Source organism: Trueperella sp. (assembly GCF_043424875.1).
Classification (GTDB): Bacteria; Actinomycetota; Actinomycetes; order Actinomycetales; family Actinomycetaceae; genus Trueperella.
In genome coordinates, this window is sequence record NZ_JBHWPL010000042.1 from 21,953 (window position 1) to 43,140 (window position 21,188).

The window sequence follows — 21,188 nt, forward strand, 5'->3', positions numbered from 1 at the left end:
CGGGGCGAAAGACAAGTTCGCAGCGCTCGCGGCTAGAGAATCTCCGTGATCATCCGGATGACGTCCGCGATTATTCCTCCGCCGAACATGATGAGGAAGAGGACAATCCAGAAAATCATCCCCTTCGGCAAGACTGAATTCGACTTCTTCGGCCGGGCCTGGGGTCGGGGGCGATTCGCGGCGCGCTGCGGCGCGTTGTTCGGTCGGCGTGCTGGCTGCTGGGATCTTCGCTGTGTTTGAAAGGCTTGGGACGGGCGCGGCGAATCCGATGGCGCAGACACCGTTTGCACGACGGGCCGTGTGTTCGGAGATTGGCCGGTGTCGGTGCGCCGGCCGGTATCGGTGCGCCGGCCGCCGTCAATGACCACGAGGTTGTTGGCACGGGGATCGCCGCCCAGCCAGGCACGGAGCTCCTGTTTCGTGAGCTCGACACCGTCGAGGGTGTAACCCGCCGAGCCCGTAAACGTGGCGGTTGCGGAGGTGAGACGCGCGTGGGCGAAATTCTTCCAGATGCGCGTGGCCCTGGCCATGAAGGATTGGTCGGAGGGAACCGTCACGCCGTGCAGGCGTCCAACTGTGGTGGTGGAACCCGGTGGGGTCGGGCGGCGTGTGACCTCGTAGCTCCGCGGCGTCTGGCTAGTTGTCGACTGGGGCGGAGCGGCGCCGGTGCGCGGGGCGGTCCACGTGCGCGGCTGATTCTCGAAGTGCTCGCGCTGGCTCCGGGCCAGTCGGCGCTGGCGGCGCCTGTCGGCCTTCGCGTAGTTACCCGCGAGGAACTGCGACTCCAAAGCCTCGGATCGGCGGGGGAGGCGCAGGGCGCGCCCGGAACTCACCCACGCGGATCCCGTGGGATTATCTGATCGAAATTCGACCATTGCGCCTCCTCTTCTCTTCCCAACAGAATACGCCAGCGCGGTAAACCACGGGTGAAATCCGTGTCCAAACGTCCGGCAAGGGGACGTCTCCACTCCGCACCGCCGGCCTGGTAGCTCCGCACATCACCGCCCTCCACAGTAGCCGTCTAGCCAGTCTCCGCCCGCGGTCACCTCAAGCCGTCCGCCGCAGCCCCCTCCCGCCCCGGCCTGCGCCGCCGGCCTTCGCGGTGGCATCCTTTTGGGGTGTTGATCGTGGTGGCGTTGATTTGCGGTGTTCCTGGGGCGCGATGTCGGCTATATCGGGACATCGTGCTCTGAGCGCCCCGCGTTTCAACCGCGATGGTGATGCCCTCGCTTGTGGACGCGCAGCTGGGCTTGGAGTCAGAGTGGATACCGCACGTCACCGCCGGTCACAGCCGCCAGCCGCTGCCCGCAGCTGGTGTCCGCTGCCCGCAGCTGGTGTCCGATGCCCCCGCTGCCCGCAGCTGGTGTCCGATGCCCCCGCTGCTGGTGTCCGATGCCCGCTGCCCGCTGCTGGTGTCCGATGCCCGCTGCCCGCAGCTGGTGTCCGATGCCCGCTGCCCGCAGCTGGTGCCTATTGTCAGAGCGCATCAGCACTGAATTAGACAGGACGTCACCGCTGGCCGCCGCCAACCATCAGCACCGTCCGGTGCCCGTTGCCTGCGCTTCCAACCTGCACCGCCGGCCTTCACTCGAAGCCGCCTCCGGGCTGGGCGCTGCCATTCTTGTGGGGTGTTGATCGTGGTGGCGTTAATTTGCGGTGTTCCTGGGGCGCGATGTCGGCTATACGGGGACACCGTGCTCTGAGTACCCCGCGTTTCAACCGCGATGGTGATGCCCTCGATTGTGCCCGAGCGTGACCAAGTGGGATTCTGAGCGCTGGCATTGCCCCGACCTCGAAATAGGGCGCGTCTCTTTCCCACCCACGAGCTAGCTGTCCATCGTCGAATCAGAGTTTACCGGCAGCTCACCTAGCGGACACGCACCAGAAATACTTCAAGTCGCCCGGCAAATCGGGCTCGATGCAAACTTGTCTCGATTGAGGTCAGTTATCCACGGCTGTGGATGAACCTGTGTACGAAACCATGCGGGAAAACCACGGCCTGTCCACATATATGATCCGATGTGTGTAACTTTGTGGATAATTCCGGAGGGTTGCTCGACCGTTCTCCACGGCATCCACGAATCATCCACATGTTTTCTTCAACTATGCACAGAGGCTCGCGCGAGCCTGTGGATAACATTTTTGAGAGATGTTGACGGTTGTGGTTTCTTTGGCTATGGGCGAGGAACTGGCGCACTAACTTCCGGACACCGCGCGGTGAACAGCCGCCGCAGTGCTGGCGGCCTCGATGTGGCTGGATGTGGCGCGGCCAAACCTTCGTTGCGCGCCGGAAGGTGGGTTACCTGTGAAGCTGTAGTGTGCGGCGCGGAGTCCGAGTGTGTTGCGCGACTGTGAGTGCGCGGCACGGAGTCCGAGTGTGTTGCGCGGCGGTGAGTGAGCGGTGTAGAGGTCGACCGTGCTTCGCGACTGTACTGTGCGGCGCGGAGTCCGGGCGTGCTGGGCGACTGACAGTGTGAGGTGTGAAGCCTGAGCGTGCTGCGCGGCTGGGAGTGCGCGGCGTGGAGCCCGAGTGTGCTGCTCGAGCGCGCTGTACGGCTGGGCGTGCTGGATAATCAGGCCGCCTGAGCAGATCGGAGCGTCGATGGATGAAAGTCGAACCGGAGCGCAGCGGACGTCTCGCCACGTGGCTTTTGGCGCTTTCACCTCGTATTTTGCTTATCCTCACCCTGTAATCCCCGCACCATGGGCATCGATTTTTAGGAGTGATTGTGAGTATCAAGACCACCCACGTGGGTTCCCTTCCCCGCACGAAGGCACTTCTCGAGGCGAATACGAAGCATGCGAATGCGGAAATCTCCACGCAGGAGTTCAACGAGGTTCTTGAGGCGGAGGTCGCGGGCGTTGTGAAGCGCCAGAAGGACATCGGCATCGACATCGTCAACGAAGGCGAGTACGGCCACATCATGCAGGAGACCGTCGATTACGGCGCCTGGTGGTTCTACTCGTTCACCCGTCTCGGCGGCATCGAATTCGAGGACGTGTCCACGCTCGACGGCGGCGGCCAGCGCCTGTCGTCGCCCGGCAACGTCGTGCTCACTTCGTTCGAGGACCGGCGCGACCGCAAGCACTTCGCGGACGCCTACGCGGACCCGAAGTCAGGCATCTACACGGGTAGCGCGATGACGAAGGCGCCGGTTTTCACCAACGACATCACCTATATCGGCAAGGACGCGACCACGAAGGACGTCGAGCTCCTGACCAAGAATATGGCAGCGCTCGGCATCGACGAGGGCTTCATGGCCGCCATTTCCCCGGGCTCCGCAGCGCGCATCCAAGACAAGCGTTACGGCAACGAGAAGGACCTGCTCAACGCCGTCGCAGACGCGATGCACGAGGAATACAAGATCATTACCGATGCCGGCCTGACCGTCCAGCTCGACGCTCCGGATCTCGCTGAATCGTGGGATCAGATCAATCCCGAGCCGACCATCGCCGACTACCAGGACTGGCTCCAGCTCCGCGTCGACGCACTCAACCGCGCGCTCGAGGGCATCGACCCCGAGCTCGTACGCCTGCACATTTGCTGGGGATCGTGGCACGGCCCGCACTCGACGGATATCCCGTTCGAGGCGATCGTTGACCAGTGCCTGCAGGTCAACGCCAAGCAGTTCTCCTTCGAAGCCGCCTCGGGCCGCCACGCGCACGAGTGGAAGATCTGGAAGGACGGCAAGCTTCCCGCGGGCAATCAGATCGTTCCCGGTCTCGTCTCGCATTCGACCAACATCGTCGAGCATCCTGAGCTCGTGGCCGAGCGCCTGATCCGGTTCGGCGAGCTCGTCGGCCCCGACAACGTCATCGCCTCGACCGATTGCGGGCTCGGAGGCCGCGTCCACGAGCAGATTGCGTGGGCGAAACTCGAAACGCTCGTGGAGGGAACCGAGATCGCGAACAAGCACTTCGGCCTGTAACTGTGCACGCCTTTGCACGGTCGTGGAGGAAGATGAAAAGCATCGCGTTTTGGCGCTAGATTGAGTGATGCACCTCGGAGCGGTTAAAGGAGGCCTAGTGTCAGAAGTGTCTAACGCGTCGTTTGATCGCGTCCCACCTCAGGATGTCGAGGCCGAACGCTCGGTTCTTGGCGGAATGATGCTGAACAAGGACGCGATTGCGGACGTCCTTGAGGTCCTCATCGCCGGCGATTTCTACCGCCCCGCACACGAAATCATCTTCAACGCGATCCTCGAAATCTTCGGGCGCGGCGAACCGGCGGACGCGATCACGGTCAGCTCCGAGGTGGCGAAGAACGGCGACCTCGAGCGGGTCGGCGGGCGCACCTACATCTTTGACCTCGTCAACTCCGTCCCCACGGCCGCGAACGCCGGATACTACGCGCAGATCGTGGCCGACCAGGCCAAGCTCCGCACGCTCATCGAGGTGGGCACGCGTATCACTCAGCTCGGGTACACCACCGACGGTGGCGACGTAGCCGAACTGCTCAACATGGCGCAGTCCGAGGTCTACAACATGACCGAATCGCGCGCCACGCAGGACCACGTCGAGATGAAGGACCTCGTCGGCGAACTTCTCGCCGAGGTCCAAGCCAACGCGAGCCGCGAGGACGGCGTCACCGGCTTGTCCACAGGCTTCCATTCGCTCGACGACACCCTCAACGGCCTGCGTCCCGGCCAGATGATCATCGTTGCCGCCCGCCCTGGTATGGGCAAGACGACGATCGCCATGGATTTTTGCCGCCACATCGCGATCCGAGAAAAGAAGCCCGTGGCGTTCTTCTCCCTCGAGATGAACCGCGTCGAGCTCGGCCTGCGCGTGCTGGCCGCCGAATCGGAGGTCTTCCTCAAAAACCTCATCACCGGCGACCTGCGCCAGAGCCAGTGGGCCCGCATCTCCAAGACGCTCGACCGCATCTCCTCCGCGCCGTTCCTCGTGGACGATTCGCCCAACCTCACGATGATGGAGATCCGCGCGAAGGCCCGCCGCCTGCGCCAGCAACACGACATCGAACTCATCGTCATCGATTACCTCCAGCTCCTGACCTCCGGCGGCCGCACCCCGGAGTCCCGCCAGCAGGAGGTCTCGGAATTCTCGCGCTCGATCAAGCTCCTAGCCAAGGAACTCGAAATCCCGATCATCGCGATTTCCCAGCTCAACCGTAATCCGGAGCAGCGAGGCGACAAGAAGCCGGCCGTTTCCGACCTTCGCGAGTCCGGTTCGCTCGAGCAGGATGCCGACGTCGTCCTCCTCATTAACCGCCCCGAGAACGTGGACGGCTCGCCAGACGATCCGCCGGCCGAAGTCATCGTGGGTAAGAACCGCTCCGGCCCAACCTCCACCATCGAGCTCGCCTTCCAGGGGAACTACACGAGGTTCGCAAACTTCGGCGAGGGCTGATTCCGCGGGTGATCCAGTCGATAGCGTGAGGCACCCTCGCCCACTAAAGTTGTGAGGCGAACCTAGAGGAGCCTCGTGTCACGAACATTCGCATCGTTTGAAGTCAAGAACTACCGCTACTATTTCGCGGGAGCACTGGTCTCAAACATCGGCACGTGGGTCCACCGCATCGCCCAAGACTGGCTGGTGCTGACGGAGCTCACCGACGGATCCTCGGCGGCGCTTGGACTCGTCACCGCGCTGCAATTCCTGGCAATCCCGTTCCTCGCCCCGTACGCGGGCGGCATCGTCGACCGCTTCTCGAAGCGCGCCGTCCTCATCGTGACGCAGTTGCTGCTCATGCTGAACTCGTTCGCGATGTGGCTCATCGTCTTCACGGACGTCGCGCAACTCTGGCACGTGTACATGCTCGCGTTCGTCCAGGGCATCATCATCTCCTTCGACAACCCCGCCCGCCAGGCATTCGTCCCTGAAATCGTCTCGCAGGAGCGGCTCGCGAACGCCGTGGGCCTGAATTCGACGTCGTTTAACGGCGCCCGGCTGGTCGGTCCGGGCGCGGCTGGTTTTATGATTGCGGCTTTCAACGACGACGTCGCCCCGGCTCTGCTGATCAACACCCTGTCGTTTGTGGCGATGCTGATTGCGCTGATCGTGCTCGATACCAAGGAGCTGCACCCCTCGCCGCGCGCCGCGCGCAAGGGCGCGATCCGGGGCGGGCTGAAGTATCTGAAGACGAAGCCGGACATCGTGGTGCTGCTCGTCATCGTGTTCATGCTCGGAACGTTCGGGCTGAATTTCCAGATTTTCAACGCGACGATGGCCACCCAGATTTTCGGCAAGGGCTCGGGGGAGTACGGGCTCCTTGGCACGATCATGGCGATCGGTACGCTGGCCGGTGCGCTGATGGCGGCTCGCCGGCAGCGCCCGCGCATGCGTACGATTCTCCTCGCGCTGCTCGCCTTCTCGCTACTGACGATCGGGCTGGCATTCTCGCCGAACTACCTCGTCTATGCGGCGCTGCTTGTGCCCACCGGCTTCTTCTCGCTGACCGTCATGACGTCCGCGAACGCTGCCGTTCAGCTGAGTTCGGACCCGCTGTTCCGCGGGCGCGTCATGGCGATCTACATGGCGATTTTCCTCGGCGGCACCCCGATCGGAGCGCCAATCATCGGCTGGCTGGGCGACGCGTTCGGGCCACGCTCAACGCTCCTGTTCGGTGGCGGCGCGAACCTGATCGCCGTCGTCGGAATTCTCATGTATTTCTGGACGAAGGGGATGCGTCTGCGGATTCGCTACTCGAATTATCTTCCGCGCGTCCACGCCGAATGGTCCGTTCAGGCTCACGAAAAGCAGATCGGGTACTAGCGCGGCCGCCGCGGTGGCGGCGCACTCGCGTTCGACATCTCCGTAGCAGCACGCAACGGGCGAGGATAGACTGTGATCGGCGTTACATCGGCACATGTAAGCCGATGACCTCAGACAGGAAAGGCGCCCCCACCCCGAAAGGTCATGGCATGTCACTACGCGAAATCGAGTTCGAATCGTTTAACAAGCGCGACACCGTCCACGCATGGAGGTACGCACCGGTCACGGAACCGGTCGCCGTCGTGCAACTCATCCACGGTCTCGGCGAGCATTCTCGCCGCTACCTCCACCTCATTTCGTCGCTCGTGGCGAACGGGATCGTCGTCGTCGCCAATGATCACGTCGGTCACGGCAAGACCGGCATGGAATCGGGAATCTGGCAGGACACCGGCGACACGGGCTGGGAAACCTACGTCGAGGACGAGTACTCGCTCACGCAGATCGCGAAGGAAGAGTACCCCGACCTGCCATATTTCATCTTCGGGCATTCGTGGGGCTCGATGATCGGGCGCGCGTACATGACGCGGCACGGCGAGGAGCTCGATGGTTTGATGCTGTGCGGCGTCGTCGAGCAGTGGTTGGGCGCCGACCAAATCGACCGCCAGGCGCTGCAGGCCGAGATCGATGCTGGTCGCGGCGCTGAGCCCGCGCCGGATGCCCTGCTCGGCCAGCTCTTCGCGGGGGCGACGGATCGCTTCGGCGACGACCCGCACCCCAACGATTGGATCGCCGCGTTCCGCCCGATTGTGGACGATCACGCCGTGGATCCATTCAACAACTTCAACGCCCACATGACCACGCGCTTCCTCAAGGACTTCGTGGACATCAACGATGTGGCGACGGCGCCGGACATCGCGGAGCATTTCCCGCTCGACCTGCCGGTTCTGCTGCTCGCCGGCGATCAAGACCCGGTCGGCAACTATGGTGAGGGCGTCTACCACGCGGCAAACAAGCTGTGGAAGCGCGGCCTGCGGGACGTGCGCACCGTCGTGTATTCGGGCCTGCGCCACGAGGTTCACAACGAGCCCGAGAGTCGCGATGAGGTCGAGGCCGAGATTCTCGTCTTCGTCTTCCTGAATTCGCAGGTCGCCGCCGACGACGATCTGGTTGAGTAAACCAACTGTTCGCCGACTCGTCACCGTTTCGTTCCATGTTGAACCTCAACGACGACGATCGCACCGCTATCGTTAAATGTGAGCGGCGTTACATACGCTGCGAGCTCGCGGCCGAGGGCTCGGTGCGAGAACATTCGCGATTCGGAAGGTGAACGATACATATTGGGTCACTCACGAGGTGAAAAGGGAAGGGTGCGGGCGCAGTTGTGCTCCCGCACCCTTCGCGCAAGTCGGTACTCCTATGTGATGTCGAGGGTGAGTGAGGTGCGTCGGCCGTCGCAGTATCGTCGGTTCTTCGGGCGCGCACGCGCTCGCGGACGCGGTTACCGGCTTCTATACGGGTACTAACGCCACAGCGGTTACCGATGCCGCAGCGATTACTGATTCATAAACGGGATCTCGCCCTCGACGTGGCAGTTGAGCGGAACGTGGCGCATGATATCGGGAGGCGGCGTGACGAAGCCGCCACCAGATTCCATCTGCTCACCAATCATCACGATCGTGCCATCGCGAAGCTGAATGCCATCCCATTCGGGCAAGAAGACGGTGCCATACGGAAACACGGCCGGAGTTATTACCAGCGAGCCATCGAGTGCGAGACCGAGACCGAGACAGTTTTCATCCGTCCAGCCCAACTGCCCCTCGATGAGTGCGTCCATTCCGGAGGTCTCCTCCGCGCGGGTCATCATCGTTTGATTCCCGAGCCCACCCTCGACGCTGATCCCAAGACCGGTTTCGTGCGCACAGCCAGTTGCGGCAAGGAGGACCGTCGCGACGACGGCGACGGCGCGCCTCTGTCCGAACATGCTGCTCATTCCCATCTCAGGTTCACGCCTTCTTCGCCTTCGATACTACTCCGACCGGCGAGCGGGCGCTATAGAGTCTTGTTCGTGGTTGACTGATGTGAACCAACGTCGCCCCCCGCGAGCGCGGACAGATTTCCACGCAGCGCGTTGGCGCCTACGCGCATTGACAGGTGGCACCTATCGGAACAGAGAGGTGGCAGGCATGCGAGCAGAGATGTGGCACCTATGCGGATAAAGAGATGGCACCTACGTAAACAGGGAATCTTGACGATCTGGGTGGGCTCCATGATCGGGCGGAGGATCCTGACCCTCTAGCCCCGCCGGGTCGCGTGGTGGTTCGGCGTCGGAGCGCAGGTTCGGGTCCGCAATGACGCGGCCATGCCGCGTGACGAACTGCCATCCGTGTTCGTAGCGTTTGATGGCGATGTGTTCCTCGTGAATTTTCTTGTGGTGATGCCAGCACAGCATGACGAGGTTGTCGAGGTTTGTGAGCCCGCCGTGTTCCCAATATTGAACATGGTGGATCTGACTGGTCGCATAAGTTTGGTTGCATCCAGGGAATCGGCATGTTCGGTCTCTCGCGATGATCGCCCTAGCCTGAGCCGAGGTACAGATCTGGTCTTTTCTGCCGATGTCGAGAACCTGTGATTTGGATTTGAACACGACTCTCGAGATCTGCGAGTCGCACATCATTAACTGGAGCTGAGCGGGTGTGAGCGGAGTTCCGTCATCGAGGCGCCCTGGCTCGAGGCCTTCGAAATGCTGCGCGGCGATCCCTGCCGGAATGACGGTCTTGAGCTTGCCGAGGACGGGGTCGTCTCCGTCTTGGCCGAAAAACTCGCGCTGCGTCTCGAGGTCGCAGTCCAGTTCGGCGCGCGCATCGGCAGCAAGCAGCGTCTCTAGGTTCACGATCGCAGAAATATGGGGAACCAGCCGTGCCTGCGGCTGAATCTCGCCATTTTGCACGGCGCGCTCGCACAGTTCCACCAGCGTGGCGGCGCGCCGCTCGGGCACGTGCCGGTTGTCGTCCTTCGCCTTGCGGCCCATCGCACCCTGAAGCGCGTTGTACACCTTCTGCCCGTTGAGTTTCGTGAACGTCCCGTTGATGACCCACGCGTCGTCCTTTTGAAACATGTGAAGCTTTTCTTGACGAACCGCTTTCTCCTCGGCGCGCTCCTGAGTAACCGGCGCAAACTTAATGGACCACGCCCTCACCGCATGCCTGAAACTCTCGACGGTCATCGACTGCGCCGCCTCAAGCAAGAACGCCTCGCCTTCGACCGGATCGGCAAGCTGCGCTTTCAGCTTCGGAGACCGAATAGCCGAACGCACCAAATCGATGTACTGCGCTCCAACGCGACCAGCCAAATACGCCTCACGAAACAGCGGCAAATCCTCGGCCAACCCCCGCGCGCGAGCGATATTCTGTTGCGACTCCCGCCGCGGCTCCTGAGAGACCCTCTCCTCCAACTCAACCAGCGTGCGAGTCGGCCCGTCCTCCCAATCCTTCTTCGCAGCCACCTCGGCCAAGACTCCGGAGCGAATTGCGTCCATCCGGATTCGCCCTCGCGCCAATTCATGCGACAAATCGAGCCGGTCCTGCCGATCCAGGCCAGCCACATCCAGCTCAGTGAGCAACCTGAGCGCCTCGTGAAGCAGCGCAATCGCCTCGGCCACCTTCGGCGCGCCGGCTTCGCGATTATCATCAACGACGACGGTCGCTCCGGAAACGTCGTCCGCACCGGAAGCGTTGCCCGCGGCGGGGATGGTGGCAGCTTCGATGGCGTCGTTGGATTCGACGAGCATAGCGGGCACCTCCTTCGGCGCGAACTCGGGTCTCATGGACGGTGAACTCCGGTCTCATGGGACCTTGATGGGTAGATACATCAATCCTATGGAGGTGTCTACGCCGAGTTTCTTTCGCTCCACAGGCAAGTACCGAAATCTAACGTTTGGGCGCCTGTTGATAACTTCTGCGCTCCAGCTCCTGCTCGGTGCCTGCTCCGGCTCCCGCTCGGCGCTCGCTCACGATCACGCTCGGTGCCTGCTCCGGTCCCGAGTCCCGCACATGAGAAACAAGAGGGCGTGGCCTCAGAACAATGCCGAAGCCACGCCCTATGCTCACGCGATTAACGCCCTCGCGTGAGCGCCCACATTAGCTTGTGAATCCGCGACCAGTCGAATCCCCGAGCTGGGCGCCGTGGTCATGTGTGTGCCTTTCGGTGGAGGTCGCTGGAATAATTCCATTCTCGCAAGTCGGCGCCAAATTTGTCTGAGTTTGGACCGGTTCCCACGAGGAGTTTTGGATAATCCGCGAATCAGTATGTGATTGGCGCAGATTATGGCCCGATGGTCACGGGTAAATGCGCCGGACCTACCGGTCAGAACCGGTCTGAACTGGTATGACATCGAACGTCAAGCGTCCAAAAGGGGGGACACGTTAAACGTGCCCCCCTAAAAAGAAGAGAGTGATTGCCTCGCAGCCCGGCAGCCACCGCCACCGCAACCCCGCAGCCGATACCTACCGAATTTCACCAAGCAATCGCACAAAGTACTCCTGCTGGAAGTCCAGCCGGTCGGTCCACAGGTCCTGAGCGGCGTCGGTGGAGCATTCGTCGTCGTACAGTCCCCGCAAGTTCTCGAGATACCCCTCGATGAATTCGCGCTGTTCGTCCGTCGACTTCTCCATAAACCGCACGTACGCGAGCGTGTCGGCGATCCGGTACGCCCCGAACCGGTCGATGTTGTCGCAGTCCGCGATCGACGCAGCCACCGGCCCAGGCGGCCGCTTGAACCGCAAATACTCCACGCCCGCAGCATTCCGCCCGCTACCCTGGTCGTCCTCGCGCGGATTAAACAACCCGTCCACGTGCATGGCGATACCTTGCACAACCTCGTCGGCGGCGGCCCCGCGGAACTCGACCTCATCGAACCAGTCCCGCACCACCAACGCCCCGGCACGCCCGTGATCCACGGGCACCTCGGCGTCGTACTTGCCGACGTCGTGCAGCAAACACCCCAACTCGAGCAGCTCCGCGTCAAGAAACGCCCGCTCAGCCACCACGCGCCCGATCTTCGCTACCCGCAGACAGTGCTCGAACCGGTAGCGTTTCGCGCCGTCAGACGCGTCCGCCGCCGCCAAGTGCTCCCACAGGAACGCTTGGGCGACCCCTCGGTCGGGGTATGTGACGACGCCGTCTGGGTACGTCATTGCTTCCCGCAGTTGCAGCCGTCCGGCCCGCAGCCGCCCTCACCGGGGCCGCCACATTCGCCGTCTTCTGGCTCGGCGTCCGAGTAGTCGACCTCGGCCGGGAACGTGTAATCCTCCATCGGCTCGAAGGCACCCTGCCACACGGTGTTAAACGGCGTATTCGCTTTGACCTGCGCATCGATGCCCTGCGTCACCAGGTCCTTCGCGATGCGCACGGCCTTGTGAATGCCCGAGCCCTTCGCGAGCTCCGCGGCAATCGCGGCCGCCAGCGTGCAGCCGGCTCCGGACACGCGCGTCGTCCCGATCTTCGGAACTGTGAACGCGGTTGCCTGCTCGCCGTCCCAGAGCACGTCCACGGCGTCGTCGCCAGGGAAGTCCATGCCGCCCTTGACCACCACGTACTTCGGCCCGAGCTCTGAAATCCGCTGGGCGGCCTCGGCGAGATCTTCGAGCGTCTCGAGCGTGTCCATGCCGGAGAGCGTCACGGCTTCGAAGTAATTCGGTGTCGCGACGGTCGCCAGCGGAAAAATCTTCTCGCGCAGCGCGTTGTCGGTATCCAACGCCTGTCCCGGCTCCTGACCCTTACAGATCAGCACCGGATCGAGCACGATGTTCTTCCATGCCTGCTTCTTCAGGCCCTTGGCCACCACGTCGATCGTCTCGGGCGTGCCGAGCATGCCGAGCTTGACGGTGTCCAGATCCGCGTGCCCCATCGCCGCTTCCATCTGCTGCTCAATCACATGCGGCGGGATCGGCGTGAATCGGTGGTTCCAGTTGTCCTTCGGATCGAACGTCACGATGCAGGAAAGCGTGCCCAGACCATACGTGCCCAGCTCGTGGAACGTCTTCAGATCCACCTGGAAGCCGGCACCGCCCGTCGCTTCCGACCCTGCGATTGTGTATGCGTACGTGACCATGAGTGTCAACCTTTCAGTTATAGCGCTGACCTCATCTTACGCTTCACCCGCGCGTGTACCCAGTGGGGTTCACGACGCCGTCCGCGCGCCTTACGTCATCCGTTCCGGGCGCCCCGATCCGGGCTCCCCGCTCCGCGGCACTACATCCGATCGAACACGTCGGGGTGCTTGCCGGTTCGGCCTTCTTCGCCCTTGTCCAGGTCGTCGATGCGCGCGTGCTGCTCTTCGGTCAGCCGCACTTCGAGCCCGCCAAGGTTCTCCCGCTGGCGATCCTCGTGCGAGGACTTCGGGATCACGATGTACCCCTTGTCCAGGTGCCACGCCATGACCACCTGCGCCGGGGTCGCGCCAACCTCGCGCGCCACATCCGCGATCACGGGATCGGACAGTACGCCGCCGCGCCCAAGCGGGCTCCACGCTTCCACGGCAATCCCGCGCTCTTGGCAGTAGTTCGCCACCTCGCGGTTTTGGAAATAGGGGTGAATCTCGATCTGATTAACGGCGGGCACGATGTCCGCGCCCTCGATCAGCGTATCCAGATGGTAGGTCTCGAAATTGGACACACCGATCGACTTCGCCTGCCCGGCGCCCGCGAACTCCTCCATCGCCTGGAAGGTCGAGACAAAATCGCCGTCGTAGAACATCGGCATCGGCCAGTGGATAAGGAAGAGGTCAACGTAGTCCGAGCGCAAATCCTTCAGCGACTGCACGAAACTCGAGCGCACGTCGTCGGGCTCGTGGTTGGGCGTGTTGAGCTTGGTCGTCACGAACACGTCGCTGCGATCGAGCCCGAGCTTCTCGCCCATCGCCGCGAGCGCCCGCCCCACGCCCGCCTCGTTGCCGTACATCTGCGCCGTATCAAGGTGGCGGTATCCCACGCCGAGCGCGGATAGGACGGTGGCCTCGGCGTCGGCGTCGTCAATCTTGTACGTCCCGAAACCGAACTGGGGGATCTGGTGGCCGGAGTTTAAATCGATACGTGGCTGGTTCATGTGGCCAGTATCTCACGCACCTGCGACACGGTCACGTCGTTTCGTTGAGGGCTAGGACCATGGCGTCGACGACGTCGGTGCCGTGCGTCCGCAGCGCGTCGTGGTGGTATTCCTCCGAGACGAGCGTTGTGATGCCCGCGATCTCGGCCGCGGTTTCCTCGCAGATCTCGCGGGGCACGAACATGTCCTGCGTATAAATCCAGGCGACGGTGGGCACGGTGTTCGTTGCGAGCACGCGGCGGTCGTGGAGGTTCGGCAGGTCCTCGCGGGCGGCGAGGATTCCTACCGCCTCGGCCATCGGCGCGAGTGCCGGATCTTCCTCGCCCTGCCACGGGAAGACGTGTTCGCCCGTGAAGCGGAAACCGTGGCCTTCGGCGCGCAGGGCGCGCTCGGCGCTCGCGGTCTGCTCCGGCTGACGAAACTGCGGGAACTCGCCGCGGATCCGGTGGGCGGACCACGCGGGAGCGAGGTCGCGCTGCTGGTAAATCGACTCGTGCAGCGCCCAGTACAGCGGGTTCGGGCCGTAGGACAGCTCGGCGGCCACCGCGGTGAGGAAACGCGAGGTCAGGCGCCCATCCGCGAACGGGTCTTCGAGCATGTAGTGCAGCTTTTCGAAGCCGTAGCTGGTACCGAGGTTGATGCCGAGCATGCGGAACCGGCGCGCGGTGAGCGGCTCGCCCGTGGGCAGAATCTCGGGCTCGCCCGCGTTCAGGTGCTCGACGATCCGCCAGCACGTCACCTCGTCATCGGGATAGCGCTCGAAGAACTGCTGGTGGCGGCGCTCGGTTTGTGCGTAGGTCAGCCGGTAGACGTCGTCGGCGTGGCGGTGCGTGGAGGGTAGCCCGGCGGTGATCATCGCCTTGGCGAGGCCTTCGGGCGCCTGCGAGAGGTACGTGGTGACGCAAAACCCGCCGAACGACTGGCCAAGCGCCGACCACGGCCTCTCGCCCTGCAGTTCGCGGCGGAGCGCTTCGGCGTCGGCGACGATCGAATCCTGGCGGAAGCACGCGAGATAGTCGGCCTGCTCCTCGGGGGAGCCGACGCCGGTCAGCACCCGCGCGTCGATCGGCGAGGACTGGCCTGTGCCGCGCTCATCGAGCAACATGAGGCGGTAGTCCTCGAGCACACGCCTGACCCATCCGTCCATCGTCTCCGGGCGCGTGGCCGCGGAGCCGGGCCCGCCTTGAAAGAACACGAGGCGAGGGGCGTTCTCGTTGCCGTTGCGCACGAGTTCCCGCGCGAAGATGTCGATGCGCCGGCCCGCCGAACCGCCTAGGCGATCGCCGTAGCCGAGCCCCTCATGCACGAGCGGCACCGCCAAGCGATGCTCATAGGAGGTGTAGCCGGGCAGAGAAAAGGAGGTGGTGCGCAGTGTCATGTTCGGGACATTAGTTCAGCGGCGTGCCCGGATCCTGCTCGGGGTGCCCCGGCAGCGATTCGTCCTGTTCGCCGCGCAGGCGCGGCCACGTGTTGCCCGCGGGATTGAACCCGGACATGTCCTTGTAGACGTCGCGGATGTAATCCATGTCGGCCTTCATGTCGCCCGAGATCTCGATCGCCTCGCGCCAGCCGTATACCTTGCGCGTGGAGTCGATGTAAGCGAGCGTCACGGGCATGCCCGACTGATTCGCGATATGCCAGAACCCGGACTTCCAGTAGTCCTTCTTCTTGCGCGTGCCTTCGGGCGCGATGACCAGCTGGAACTCGTCGAGCTCCTTGAGCTGAGCCACGATGCCGTCCACCATGCCGGAGGTGCGCGAGCGGTCCACCGCCACGCCGCCGACCGCCCGGATAATCGGGCCGGTCACGCCCTTCGCCAGCGAGTCCTTGACGAGGAACTTGAACGGCACGCCCTTGTCCCACAGCGCCATGAGCATGAACCATCCGTCCCAGTATGACGTGTGGTAGGCGCCGATAATGATGCCCTTATCGGGCAGCGGGCCGCCCTCGAACGTCCACTTGGAAAACTTCTGGTAGGTGCGGGATATGAGTCGCTTGATTCCCAACGGGTCTCCTTGGGTTATGCCGCGGGGCGCGCCAGTTCGGCGTCGACCACCTGTGTGAACGTGTCGTACGGAATGAAGCCCGGCACGTAGCTATAGCCGATGATGAACGCCGGCGTGCCCGTGATTCCCAGGCCCTGCGTGCCGCGCGTGCGATCGCCCTGAACCTTGCCGACCACCGAATCCGACGTCAAATCGAAGACGAACTTATCAATATCGGCGACGCCGATCTCGCGAGCCACGTCCGCCAGTCCGTCTTTCGTGACGGTCACCGGAGTGCCGTCATACTGATTGGCGAACATGTGCTCGTGGTACTCGAAGAACTTGCCCTGATTGGCCGCGGCGATCGAGCCCTGCGCGGCGAGCATCGATTCCTCGCCGAGCACGGGAAGGTTGGTGTACTCGATACGGATCGTGCCGTCGTCGACGAGCGATTGCAGCTCGGGCTCAAGCTCAACCGAGGACATCGCGCAGTAGCCGCACCGGTAGTCGTAGTAAATCTGGACGAGGAGGTCGGCGTCGAGATCGCCAACCGCCAGCGGATCGTCTGCGTCCAGGCGCCACTGGGCTTCAATGAGGGCCTTTTGCTGCGGGTCGACCGGGCCGAGCTCGTTGACCTGCTCGCCGCCGTCGCGGGCGCCCTGTCCACCTTGCTGGGAACCTTGGCCGCCTTGTCCGCCATCGCCTTGGCCGGAACCGCCCTGCCCGGCACCGCCCGGCTCGCCGCCCTGCCCGGAACCGTCCTGGCCGGAGCCCTGCCCCGCGCCGGCACTCGCCTCCACGGACGGCGTCTGCTCGGGCGGGGTGGCCTCGCCCTTGCCGAGGTTGTAGAAAATGATGGCGACCACGAGAGCCACGATCGCTACGCCGGCTACCACCGCGGCGACGATCAGGTTTTTGTTCTTCTCGCGCGCAGGTTCGGCCGTGTTGAGTTTCTCAGTCATTTGCCCTCCTTCGCACATCTTAAAGGACGAATGCGAAGGCAGGGGAATTCGGCTCTAGCTTCTCGATCTCGAGGTTGGAGGCTTCCATGCGTTCGAGCAGGCCATCGAGGTGGCTGGGATCGTCGATCTCGATGCCCACGAGCGCCGGGCCGGTCTCGCGATTGTTCTTCTTCGTGTACTCGAACTGGATGATGTCCTCGCCGTCGGCCAGCACGTCGTCGAGGAAGCCGCGAAGCGCGCCCGGCTCCTGAGGGAACGTCACGAGGAAGTAGTGGCGCAGACCCTCGTGAATCATCGACCGCTCGACGATGTCGTCATAGCGCGAGACGTCGTTGTTTCCACCCGTCACGATGCAGGCCACGGGCCCGGCCGGCAGGTCGTCGATGTAGTCGAGGGCGGCGACGGCGAGCGCGCCCGCCGGTTCGGTGATGATGCCTTCCACCTGGTAGAGCTCGAGCATTTCGGTGCAGATAGCGCCTTCGGGAACGACGACGATCTCGTCGATCAAGTCCCGAACGATCTGGAACGTGATGTCCCCGGCTCGCGCCACGGCGGTGCCGTCGGCGAAGTTGTCGATCTCGGTGAGGGTCTGCGGTGCGCCGGCCTCCAGGGCCGCCGTCATTGACGCCGCGCCCGCCGGCTCCACGCCGATCACCTTGACGCTGGGGTGGAATTGCTTGACCCAAGCGAGCGTGCCCGCCACGAGCCCGCCGCCGCCGATCGGCACGATGACGGATCGCGGGGATTGCGCTGCCTGCTCGAACAGTTCTTTGACCACGGTTCCCTGGCCGGCGATGGTCCGCGCGTCATCGAAGGGGTGAATGTAGACGGCGTCGTGCTCCTTCGCGTAAGCGACGGCTTCGATGGAGCACTCGTCGAACGTGGAGCCCGCGATCTTGAGCGTGACCCAATCCCCGCCAATGTCGGCGATGCGGGAACGCTTCTGGCGCGGCGTCGTCGACGGAATAAAAATAGTGCCGTGAATCTGCTTCTCGTTGCACGCGAACGCCACGCCCTGCGCGTGATTGCCCGCCGACGCGCAGACCACGCCATTGGCGGCCTCCCTCGGCTCCATCGTGGCGATGAAGTTGTACGCCCCGCGCACCTTGTACGAGCGTCCCACCTGAATGTCTTCTCGCTTGAGCAAGACGGGCTGGCCGAACTTGGCGCTCAGCCGCGGCGATTCCTCGAGCGGGGTGGTGCGAACGGTGGTTCCGAGCGTCTGGGCGGCGAGAACCACGTCAGTTCCGGTGGGGCCTGTGTTAGTCATATACCCATTTTCCTCTCGCGTGCTAACGAAACCAAATTCCCTTGCCCGTGCGGGCGACGGTATCGTGGACTGTAACGGAAGGATTGGGCATGAAGAAGCTGGCTGCGGTTGCGGGCCTCGCGCTCGCGTTGTCGGCGTGCTCGAGTTCGATCACCGAGCCGGCGTCGCCGTCCACCCCGCTTGGCACGCCCTCGGCGACCCCGACGGCGACCCCCGAGCCCGAACCCGAACCGGAACCCGTCCGCAACCCGTATGAGGCCGGCGCCGAACGCGACTGGTCGATCGACTTGGTCGACGAGCCGAGCGCCGTCGTGTACGACCGGCAGTCCGGCACGGTGGTCGTTGCACTCGAGAGCCGCCGCGGGACGATGCTGGAGGCTTACTCGGTGTCGAATTCCGGGCGCACCCTTCCCACGTGGGATTACGAAGTGGCCGACGGCGGCGTGGTCGGATCCATGGACGCCTCGAGCGGCCTGGTGTTTGTGCAGGTGGGGAAGTCCGACGACCTCGTTATTCTCAACGCCCGCAACGGCGCCGAGGAGTTGCGCTGGACCCGCTCCCACGTGCTCGATCCGGACATCCCCGAGCTCGTGGGCGCCTACGATTCGGGCGGCGGCATCGTGAAGCTCGGCCGCGATTCGGTGCTGACGGCGATCGTGGACGAAACGGGCGACGTCATCAAGGACGAGCGCCTGTTCATGCTCGACCAGTCCACCAACGAGCTCACAGTTGGCACCGACATCGTCAACACCCACCTCGCTTCCCGCGCCGGCACCGCGTTCATCGCCTACCCCGAGATGAGCTTGGTTTTCGGCGAAGAGTGCTGGTCCGCCACCGATGGCATCGTCTGCACGACGACGGACGACGGCGAGCTCAGCGTGGTCGAGTACGATCGGCGCGGCAACGCCCTGGCGGTGACCGAGATTGATCGGAACGCGGCAGCGATCGTGTACGAGCCCGTGGCGTTCAACGGCGACGTAACTGCGGAGGAGTTGGCCGAGGCCCTCGCGCAGGACGTGGCCGATGCGGGCGATTCTGAGCCGGGTGCCGAAACTGACACCGCCGATGCAGATACTGATGGCACTGACGGTGACGGCACTGGTGAGACCGACGCTGGCGAGTCCGACTCTGGTGAGACCGACACAGGTGAATCCAGCACAGACGACACCAGCACCGCCGAGCCAGATACCGGCGATACCAGCGCAGACGACACCAGCACCGGCGACAGCGGCACAGCTGAGCCAGATACCGAGGCCACCGGCGCCGACGACGCAGCCGCCGACACATCCGCGCCCGATGACGATGAACTCGTCAGCGAGGACGACATCGGCGGGCAATCCGTCTTCCCCGCCACGCGGACCCCAGCCATCCTCCACGACGGCACCTGGATCACCGATCTTCCCGCCGAAGCGGAGCCCTTGCGCCGCGGTGCTCCCTTCGCACTCCTCGGCGAGCGTCTCATCAACGTCGTCACGAGCGAGGAACTTCTCGATACCACCGTGCTCGTGGGCGAGGGGCACAGTTCGGACATGTTCTTCGAATGGGACGGCCAGACGCTACACTACCTGCGCCCGCTCGGATAACAGTGCCCGTGAAGATCGCCGATGCGCGGTCAAAGTCTGGGACAATGGGGCACAGACGCCGCCGGCGCACGATGGCATTTACCGAGTGAGAGGTCGTTACCCATGGATTCCTCCCGCGATTTCTCCTTCGAGTTCGAGCGCAAGTTCCTCGTCAAAGAATTACCCGAGGGTGTGGTCGAGCACGGCGCCCCGCAGGTGATCATTCAGGCCTACGTCTTTGCCGAGGCCGGCTATGCGATCCGCGTCCGCCTCCAGTTCCGCGGCGCAAAGCTGCCCACCGAGACTGCCCCGTTCGACCCGGCCCTCGACGAGCTCGGCGCCTACGAGCGCCGCCTCCTCGCGGCTCTGATCGCCGAGCATCACGACACCGCAGTGGCGACCATCGCGGTCAAGTCCCCGTCCGTGAACGGGGAGCGGTACGAGATGGAGACCGAACTCGACACGGACGTTGCCGTGCAGATCATCCAGCGTTCGCCGCGGGTCATCGCCAAGACGCGCCACTCGCTGTGGTTCAACGAGGACGGCTGGGAGTTCGACGTGTTCGTCGGGCAAAACCTCGGCCTCATCGTGGCGGAGATCGAACGCCTGACCCCCGTCGTCGACCTTGATATCCCCAGCTTCTGCCTCACGGAGGTCACGGCCGATCCGCGCTTCACCAACGACTCCCTGTCCAAGGAACCCTGGCAACACTGGGATGCCCTATACGTGAACGAGCTCGCCCAACGCGGCCCGTTCTTCCTCGACCTGCGCTCGGCCGACTGACCCTGAGCCGACGTCGTCCCCGCGGCTGATACCCCTAGGTGACGCGCGGCCGAAGTTCCGCCCAGGGGGTGACGGCGCCCGGCGAGGCGCGCGAATATAATGGAACCATGGCGACCTCAAAGAAGAAGACCAACGTCATGACCCAGATTCTCATCGCGCTGGGCCTGACGCTTATTGTGATTGTCGGGATGAGCATGGCGCTTATTGTGATTGTCGGGATGAGCATGGCGCGCGAGAGCGCGCATTCGTTCGTTGAGCTTGAACAGCAGGTCACCTACCACAATCACGACACGACGACGATCGAACCGTTCCGCTCGCAGTACGTGGGCGACAATTCGAACACAGTCCAGCTGCTGTACGCCTTGCCGCTCGGCCCGCGCATCGACAGGGTGGAGATCCACGAGACTGCGGTCGACGTGGTTCTCACGGACGCACCCGACGTTGATCCGCAGGCCGAGCGCGACGACGTCCTGTATTCGGCCGTCGCATTCTTCGCCGCGGTCGATAACGGGAGTGCCCTGACCTACCGCTCGCCCGAGGCCGAGTATTCGGTAACTCGCCAAGACGTTGAGGCTCGCTTCGGAGCTCCGCTCGGCGACCTGCTCGACTCCGCGGCCGAATGGAAACGTGTGCGAACGCTCATTCCGATCGAGGCTGATTCCCTCGTGTCGGAAGGCGCCGTGTAAAATCGCTGGTAATCAATTTATTTCGGGTGTGACCAGTAGTTTTAGTCTGGCCGAGCGCCCGTAATATTACGCTGAAGTGCATTGACACGGTCGCGCGTGTCGGTATGATAAATACAAGCTTGCGCACCAGATTTTCTGAGGAGCGCCCGGCAGGGTTCCTTTCA

The 21,188-nt window shown here is 63.5% G+C and carries 17 protein-coding genes; 7 read left to right on the forward strand and 10 right to left on the reverse strand.

All coding sequences use genetic code 11. The annotated features are described in order from the left end of the window. Positions 1 to 32: 32 nt before the first annotated feature. A complete protein-coding gene (locus tag ACHFFR_RS04000; protein ID WP_394262985.1) occupies positions 33 to 875 on the reverse strand; it encodes a hypothetical protein in 843 nt (280 codons plus the stop codon). A 1,854-nt stretch (positions 876 to 2,729) separates the two neighbouring features. On the opposite strand from ACHFFR_RS04000, the gene ACHFFR_RS04005 reads away from it, so the two are divergent. The 4 genes from ACHFFR_RS04005 to ACHFFR_RS04020 all read left to right on the forward strand — a co-directional run bounded on the left by ACHFFR_RS04005 (position 2,730) and on the right by ACHFFR_RS04020 (position 7,850). Further along, complete coding sequence (locus ACHFFR_RS04005) at positions 2,730 to 3,929, forward strand: cobalamin-independent methionine synthase II family protein (RefSeq protein WP_394262986.1); 1,200 nt, start codon at positions 2,730 to 2,732, stop codon at positions 3,927 to 3,929. 67 nt (positions 3,930 to 3,996) lie between these two features. Next, a complete protein-coding gene (gene dnaB / locus ACHFFR_RS04010; RefSeq protein ID WP_394263010.1) occupies positions 3,997 to 5,370 on the forward strand; it encodes a replicative DNA helicase in 1,374 nt (457 codons plus the stop codon). Between the two features lie 75 nt (positions 5,371 to 5,445). After that, positions 5,446 to 6,735, forward strand: a complete 1,290-nt coding sequence (locus tag ACHFFR_RS04015; RefSeq protein ID WP_394262987.1) for an MFS transporter — start codon at positions 5,446 to 5,448, stop codon at positions 6,733 to 6,735. A gap of 149 nt (positions 6,736 to 6,884) precedes the next feature. Then, positions 6,885 to 7,850, forward strand: a complete 966-nt coding sequence (locus ACHFFR_RS04020) for an alpha/beta fold hydrolase (RefSeq protein ID WP_394262988.1) — start codon at positions 6,885 to 6,887, stop codon at positions 7,848 to 7,850. Between the two features lie 377 nt (positions 7,851 to 8,227). On the opposite strand, the gene ACHFFR_RS04025 is transcribed toward ACHFFR_RS04020, so the two are convergent. The 9 genes from ACHFFR_RS04025 to ilvA all read right to left on the reverse strand — a co-directional run bounded on the left by ACHFFR_RS04025 (position 8,228) and on the right by ilvA (position 17,993). Continuing rightward, on the reverse strand, positions 8,228 to 8,656 hold the full coding sequence (locus ACHFFR_RS04025) for a hypothetical protein (protein WP_394262989.1): 429 nt from the start codon (positions 8,654 to 8,656) through the stop codon (positions 8,228 to 8,230). Positions 8,657 to 8,902: 246 nt separating this feature from the next. Then, a complete protein-coding gene (locus ACHFFR_RS04030; protein ID WP_394262990.1) occupies positions 8,903 to 10,462 on the reverse strand; it encodes an HNH endonuclease signature motif containing protein in 1,560 nt (519 codons plus the stop codon). Positions 10,463 to 11,177: 715 nt separating this feature from the next. Further along, on the reverse strand, positions 11,178 to 11,867 hold the full coding sequence (locus ACHFFR_RS04035) for an HD domain-containing protein (RefSeq protein WP_394262991.1): 690 nt from the start codon (positions 11,865 to 11,867) through the stop codon (positions 11,178 to 11,180). Further along, the gene (thiD, locus tag ACHFFR_RS04040; protein ID WP_394262992.1) at positions 11,864 to 12,784 is read right to left on the reverse strand and encodes a bifunctional hydroxymethylpyrimidine kinase/phosphomethylpyrimidine kinase; all 921 of its coding nucleotides are present in this window, start codon (positions 12,782 to 12,784) and stop codon (positions 11,864 to 11,866) included. Before thiD ends, ACHFFR_RS04035 begins: the two co-directional genes overlap by 4 nt. Before the next feature lie 140 nt (positions 12,785 to 12,924). Continuing rightward, complete coding sequence (locus ACHFFR_RS04045; protein ID WP_394262993.1) at positions 12,925 to 13,776, reverse strand: aldo/keto reductase; 852 nt, start codon at positions 13,774 to 13,776, stop codon at positions 12,925 to 12,927. A gap of 31 nt (positions 13,777 to 13,807) precedes the next feature. Continuing rightward, positions 13,808 to 15,154 (reverse strand): alpha/beta fold hydrolase, encoded by a 1,347-nt coding sequence (locus tag ACHFFR_RS04050; protein WP_394262994.1) that lies wholly within the window; start codon positions 15,152 to 15,154, stop codon positions 13,808 to 13,810. A gap of 10 nt (positions 15,155 to 15,164) precedes the next feature. Then, positions 15,165 to 15,782, reverse strand: a complete 618-nt coding sequence (locus tag ACHFFR_RS04055; RefSeq protein WP_394262995.1) for a 1-acyl-sn-glycerol-3-phosphate acyltransferase — start codon at positions 15,780 to 15,782, stop codon at positions 15,165 to 15,167. 14 nt (positions 15,783 to 15,796) lie between these two features. After that, positions 15,797 to 16,723, reverse strand: a complete 927-nt coding sequence (locus tag ACHFFR_RS04060; RefSeq protein WP_394262996.1) for a DsbA family protein — start codon at positions 16,721 to 16,723, stop codon at positions 15,797 to 15,799. A gap of 19 nt (positions 16,724 to 16,742) precedes the next feature. Continuing rightward, positions 16,743 to 17,993: a threonine ammonia-lyase IlvA gene (ilvA, locus tag ACHFFR_RS04065; protein ID WP_394262997.1), complete on the reverse strand. Its 1,251-nt coding sequence runs from the start codon at positions 17,991 to 17,993 to the stop codon at positions 16,743 to 16,745. Positions 17,994 to 18,082: 89 nt separating this feature from the next. Here ilvA and ACHFFR_RS04070 point away from each other — a divergent pair, with 89 nt between their 5' ends. The 3 genes from ACHFFR_RS04070 (at position 18,083) to ACHFFR_RS04080 (ending at position 21,024) form a co-directional block, all read left to right on the forward strand. Continuing rightward, positions 18,083 to 19,576, forward strand: a complete 1,494-nt coding sequence (locus tag ACHFFR_RS04070; RefSeq protein ID WP_394262998.1) for a hypothetical protein — start codon at positions 18,083 to 18,085, stop codon at positions 19,574 to 19,576. 102 nt (positions 19,577 to 19,678) lie between these two features. Next, complete coding sequence (locus ACHFFR_RS04075) at positions 19,679 to 20,338, forward strand: adenylate cyclase (RefSeq protein ID WP_394262999.1); 660 nt, start codon at positions 19,679 to 19,681, stop codon at positions 20,336 to 20,338. A gap of 107 nt (positions 20,339 to 20,445) precedes the next feature. Beyond that, positions 20,446 to 21,024 (forward strand): DUF4825 domain-containing protein, encoded by a 579-nt coding sequence (locus tag ACHFFR_RS04080; RefSeq protein WP_394263000.1) that lies wholly within the window; start codon positions 20,446 to 20,448, stop codon positions 21,022 to 21,024. The last annotated feature ends 164 nt before the right edge of the window (positions 21,025 to 21,188 follow it).

Excerpts from the sequence above, each read along its gene's own strand:
- ACHFFR_RS04000 (WP_394262985.1), bottom strand. The coding sequence starts at position 875 with ATGGTCGAATTTCGATCAGATAATCCCACGGGATCCGCGTGGGTGAGT.
- dnaB (WP_394263010.1), top strand. The coding sequence starts at position 3,997 with ATGCACCTCGGAGCGGTTAAAGGAGGCCTAGTGTCAGAAGTGTCTAAC.
- ACHFFR_RS04020 (WP_394262988.1), top strand. The coding sequence starts at position 6,885 with ATGTCACTACGCGAAATCGAGTTCGAATCGTTTAACAAGCGCGACACC.
- ACHFFR_RS04025 (WP_394262989.1), bottom strand. The coding sequence starts at position 8,656 with ATGTTCGGACAGAGGCGCGCCGTCGCCGTCGTCGCGACGGTCCTCCTT.
- ACHFFR_RS04030 (WP_394262990.1), bottom strand. The coding sequence starts at position 10,462 with ATGCTCGTCGAATCCAACGACGCCATCGAAGCTGCCACCATCCCCGCC.
- ACHFFR_RS04035 (WP_394262991.1), bottom strand. The coding sequence starts at position 11,867 with ATGACGTACCCAGACGGCGTCGTCACATACCCCGACCGAGGGGTCGCC.
- thiD (WP_394262992.1), bottom strand. The coding sequence starts at position 12,784 with ATGGTCACGTACGCATACACAATCGCAGGGTCGGAAGCGACGGGCGGT.
- ACHFFR_RS04045 (WP_394262993.1), bottom strand. The coding sequence starts at position 13,776 with ATGAACCAGCCACGTATCGATTTAAACTCCGGCCACCAGATCCCCCAG.
- ACHFFR_RS04050 (WP_394262994.1), bottom strand. The coding sequence starts at position 15,154 with ATGACACTGCGCACCACCTCCTTTTCTCTGCCCGGCTACACCTCCTAT.
- ACHFFR_RS04060 (WP_394262996.1), bottom strand. The coding sequence starts at position 16,723 with ATGACTGAGAAACTCAACACGGCCGAACCTGCGCGCGAGAAGAACAAA.
- ilvA (WP_394262997.1), bottom strand. The coding sequence starts at position 17,993 with ATGACTAACACAGGCCCCACCGGAACTGACGTGGTTCTCGCCGCCCAG.
- ACHFFR_RS04070 (WP_394262998.1), top strand. The coding sequence starts at position 18,083 with ATGAAGAAGCTGGCTGCGGTTGCGGGCCTCGCGCTCGCGTTGTCGGCG.
- ACHFFR_RS04075 (WP_394262999.1), top strand. The coding sequence starts at position 19,679 with ATGGATTCCTCCCGCGATTTCTCCTTCGAGTTCGAGCGCAAGTTCCTC.
- ACHFFR_RS04080 (WP_394263000.1), top strand. The coding sequence starts at position 20,446 with ATGGCGACCTCAAAGAAGAAGACCAACGTCATGACCCAGATTCTCATC.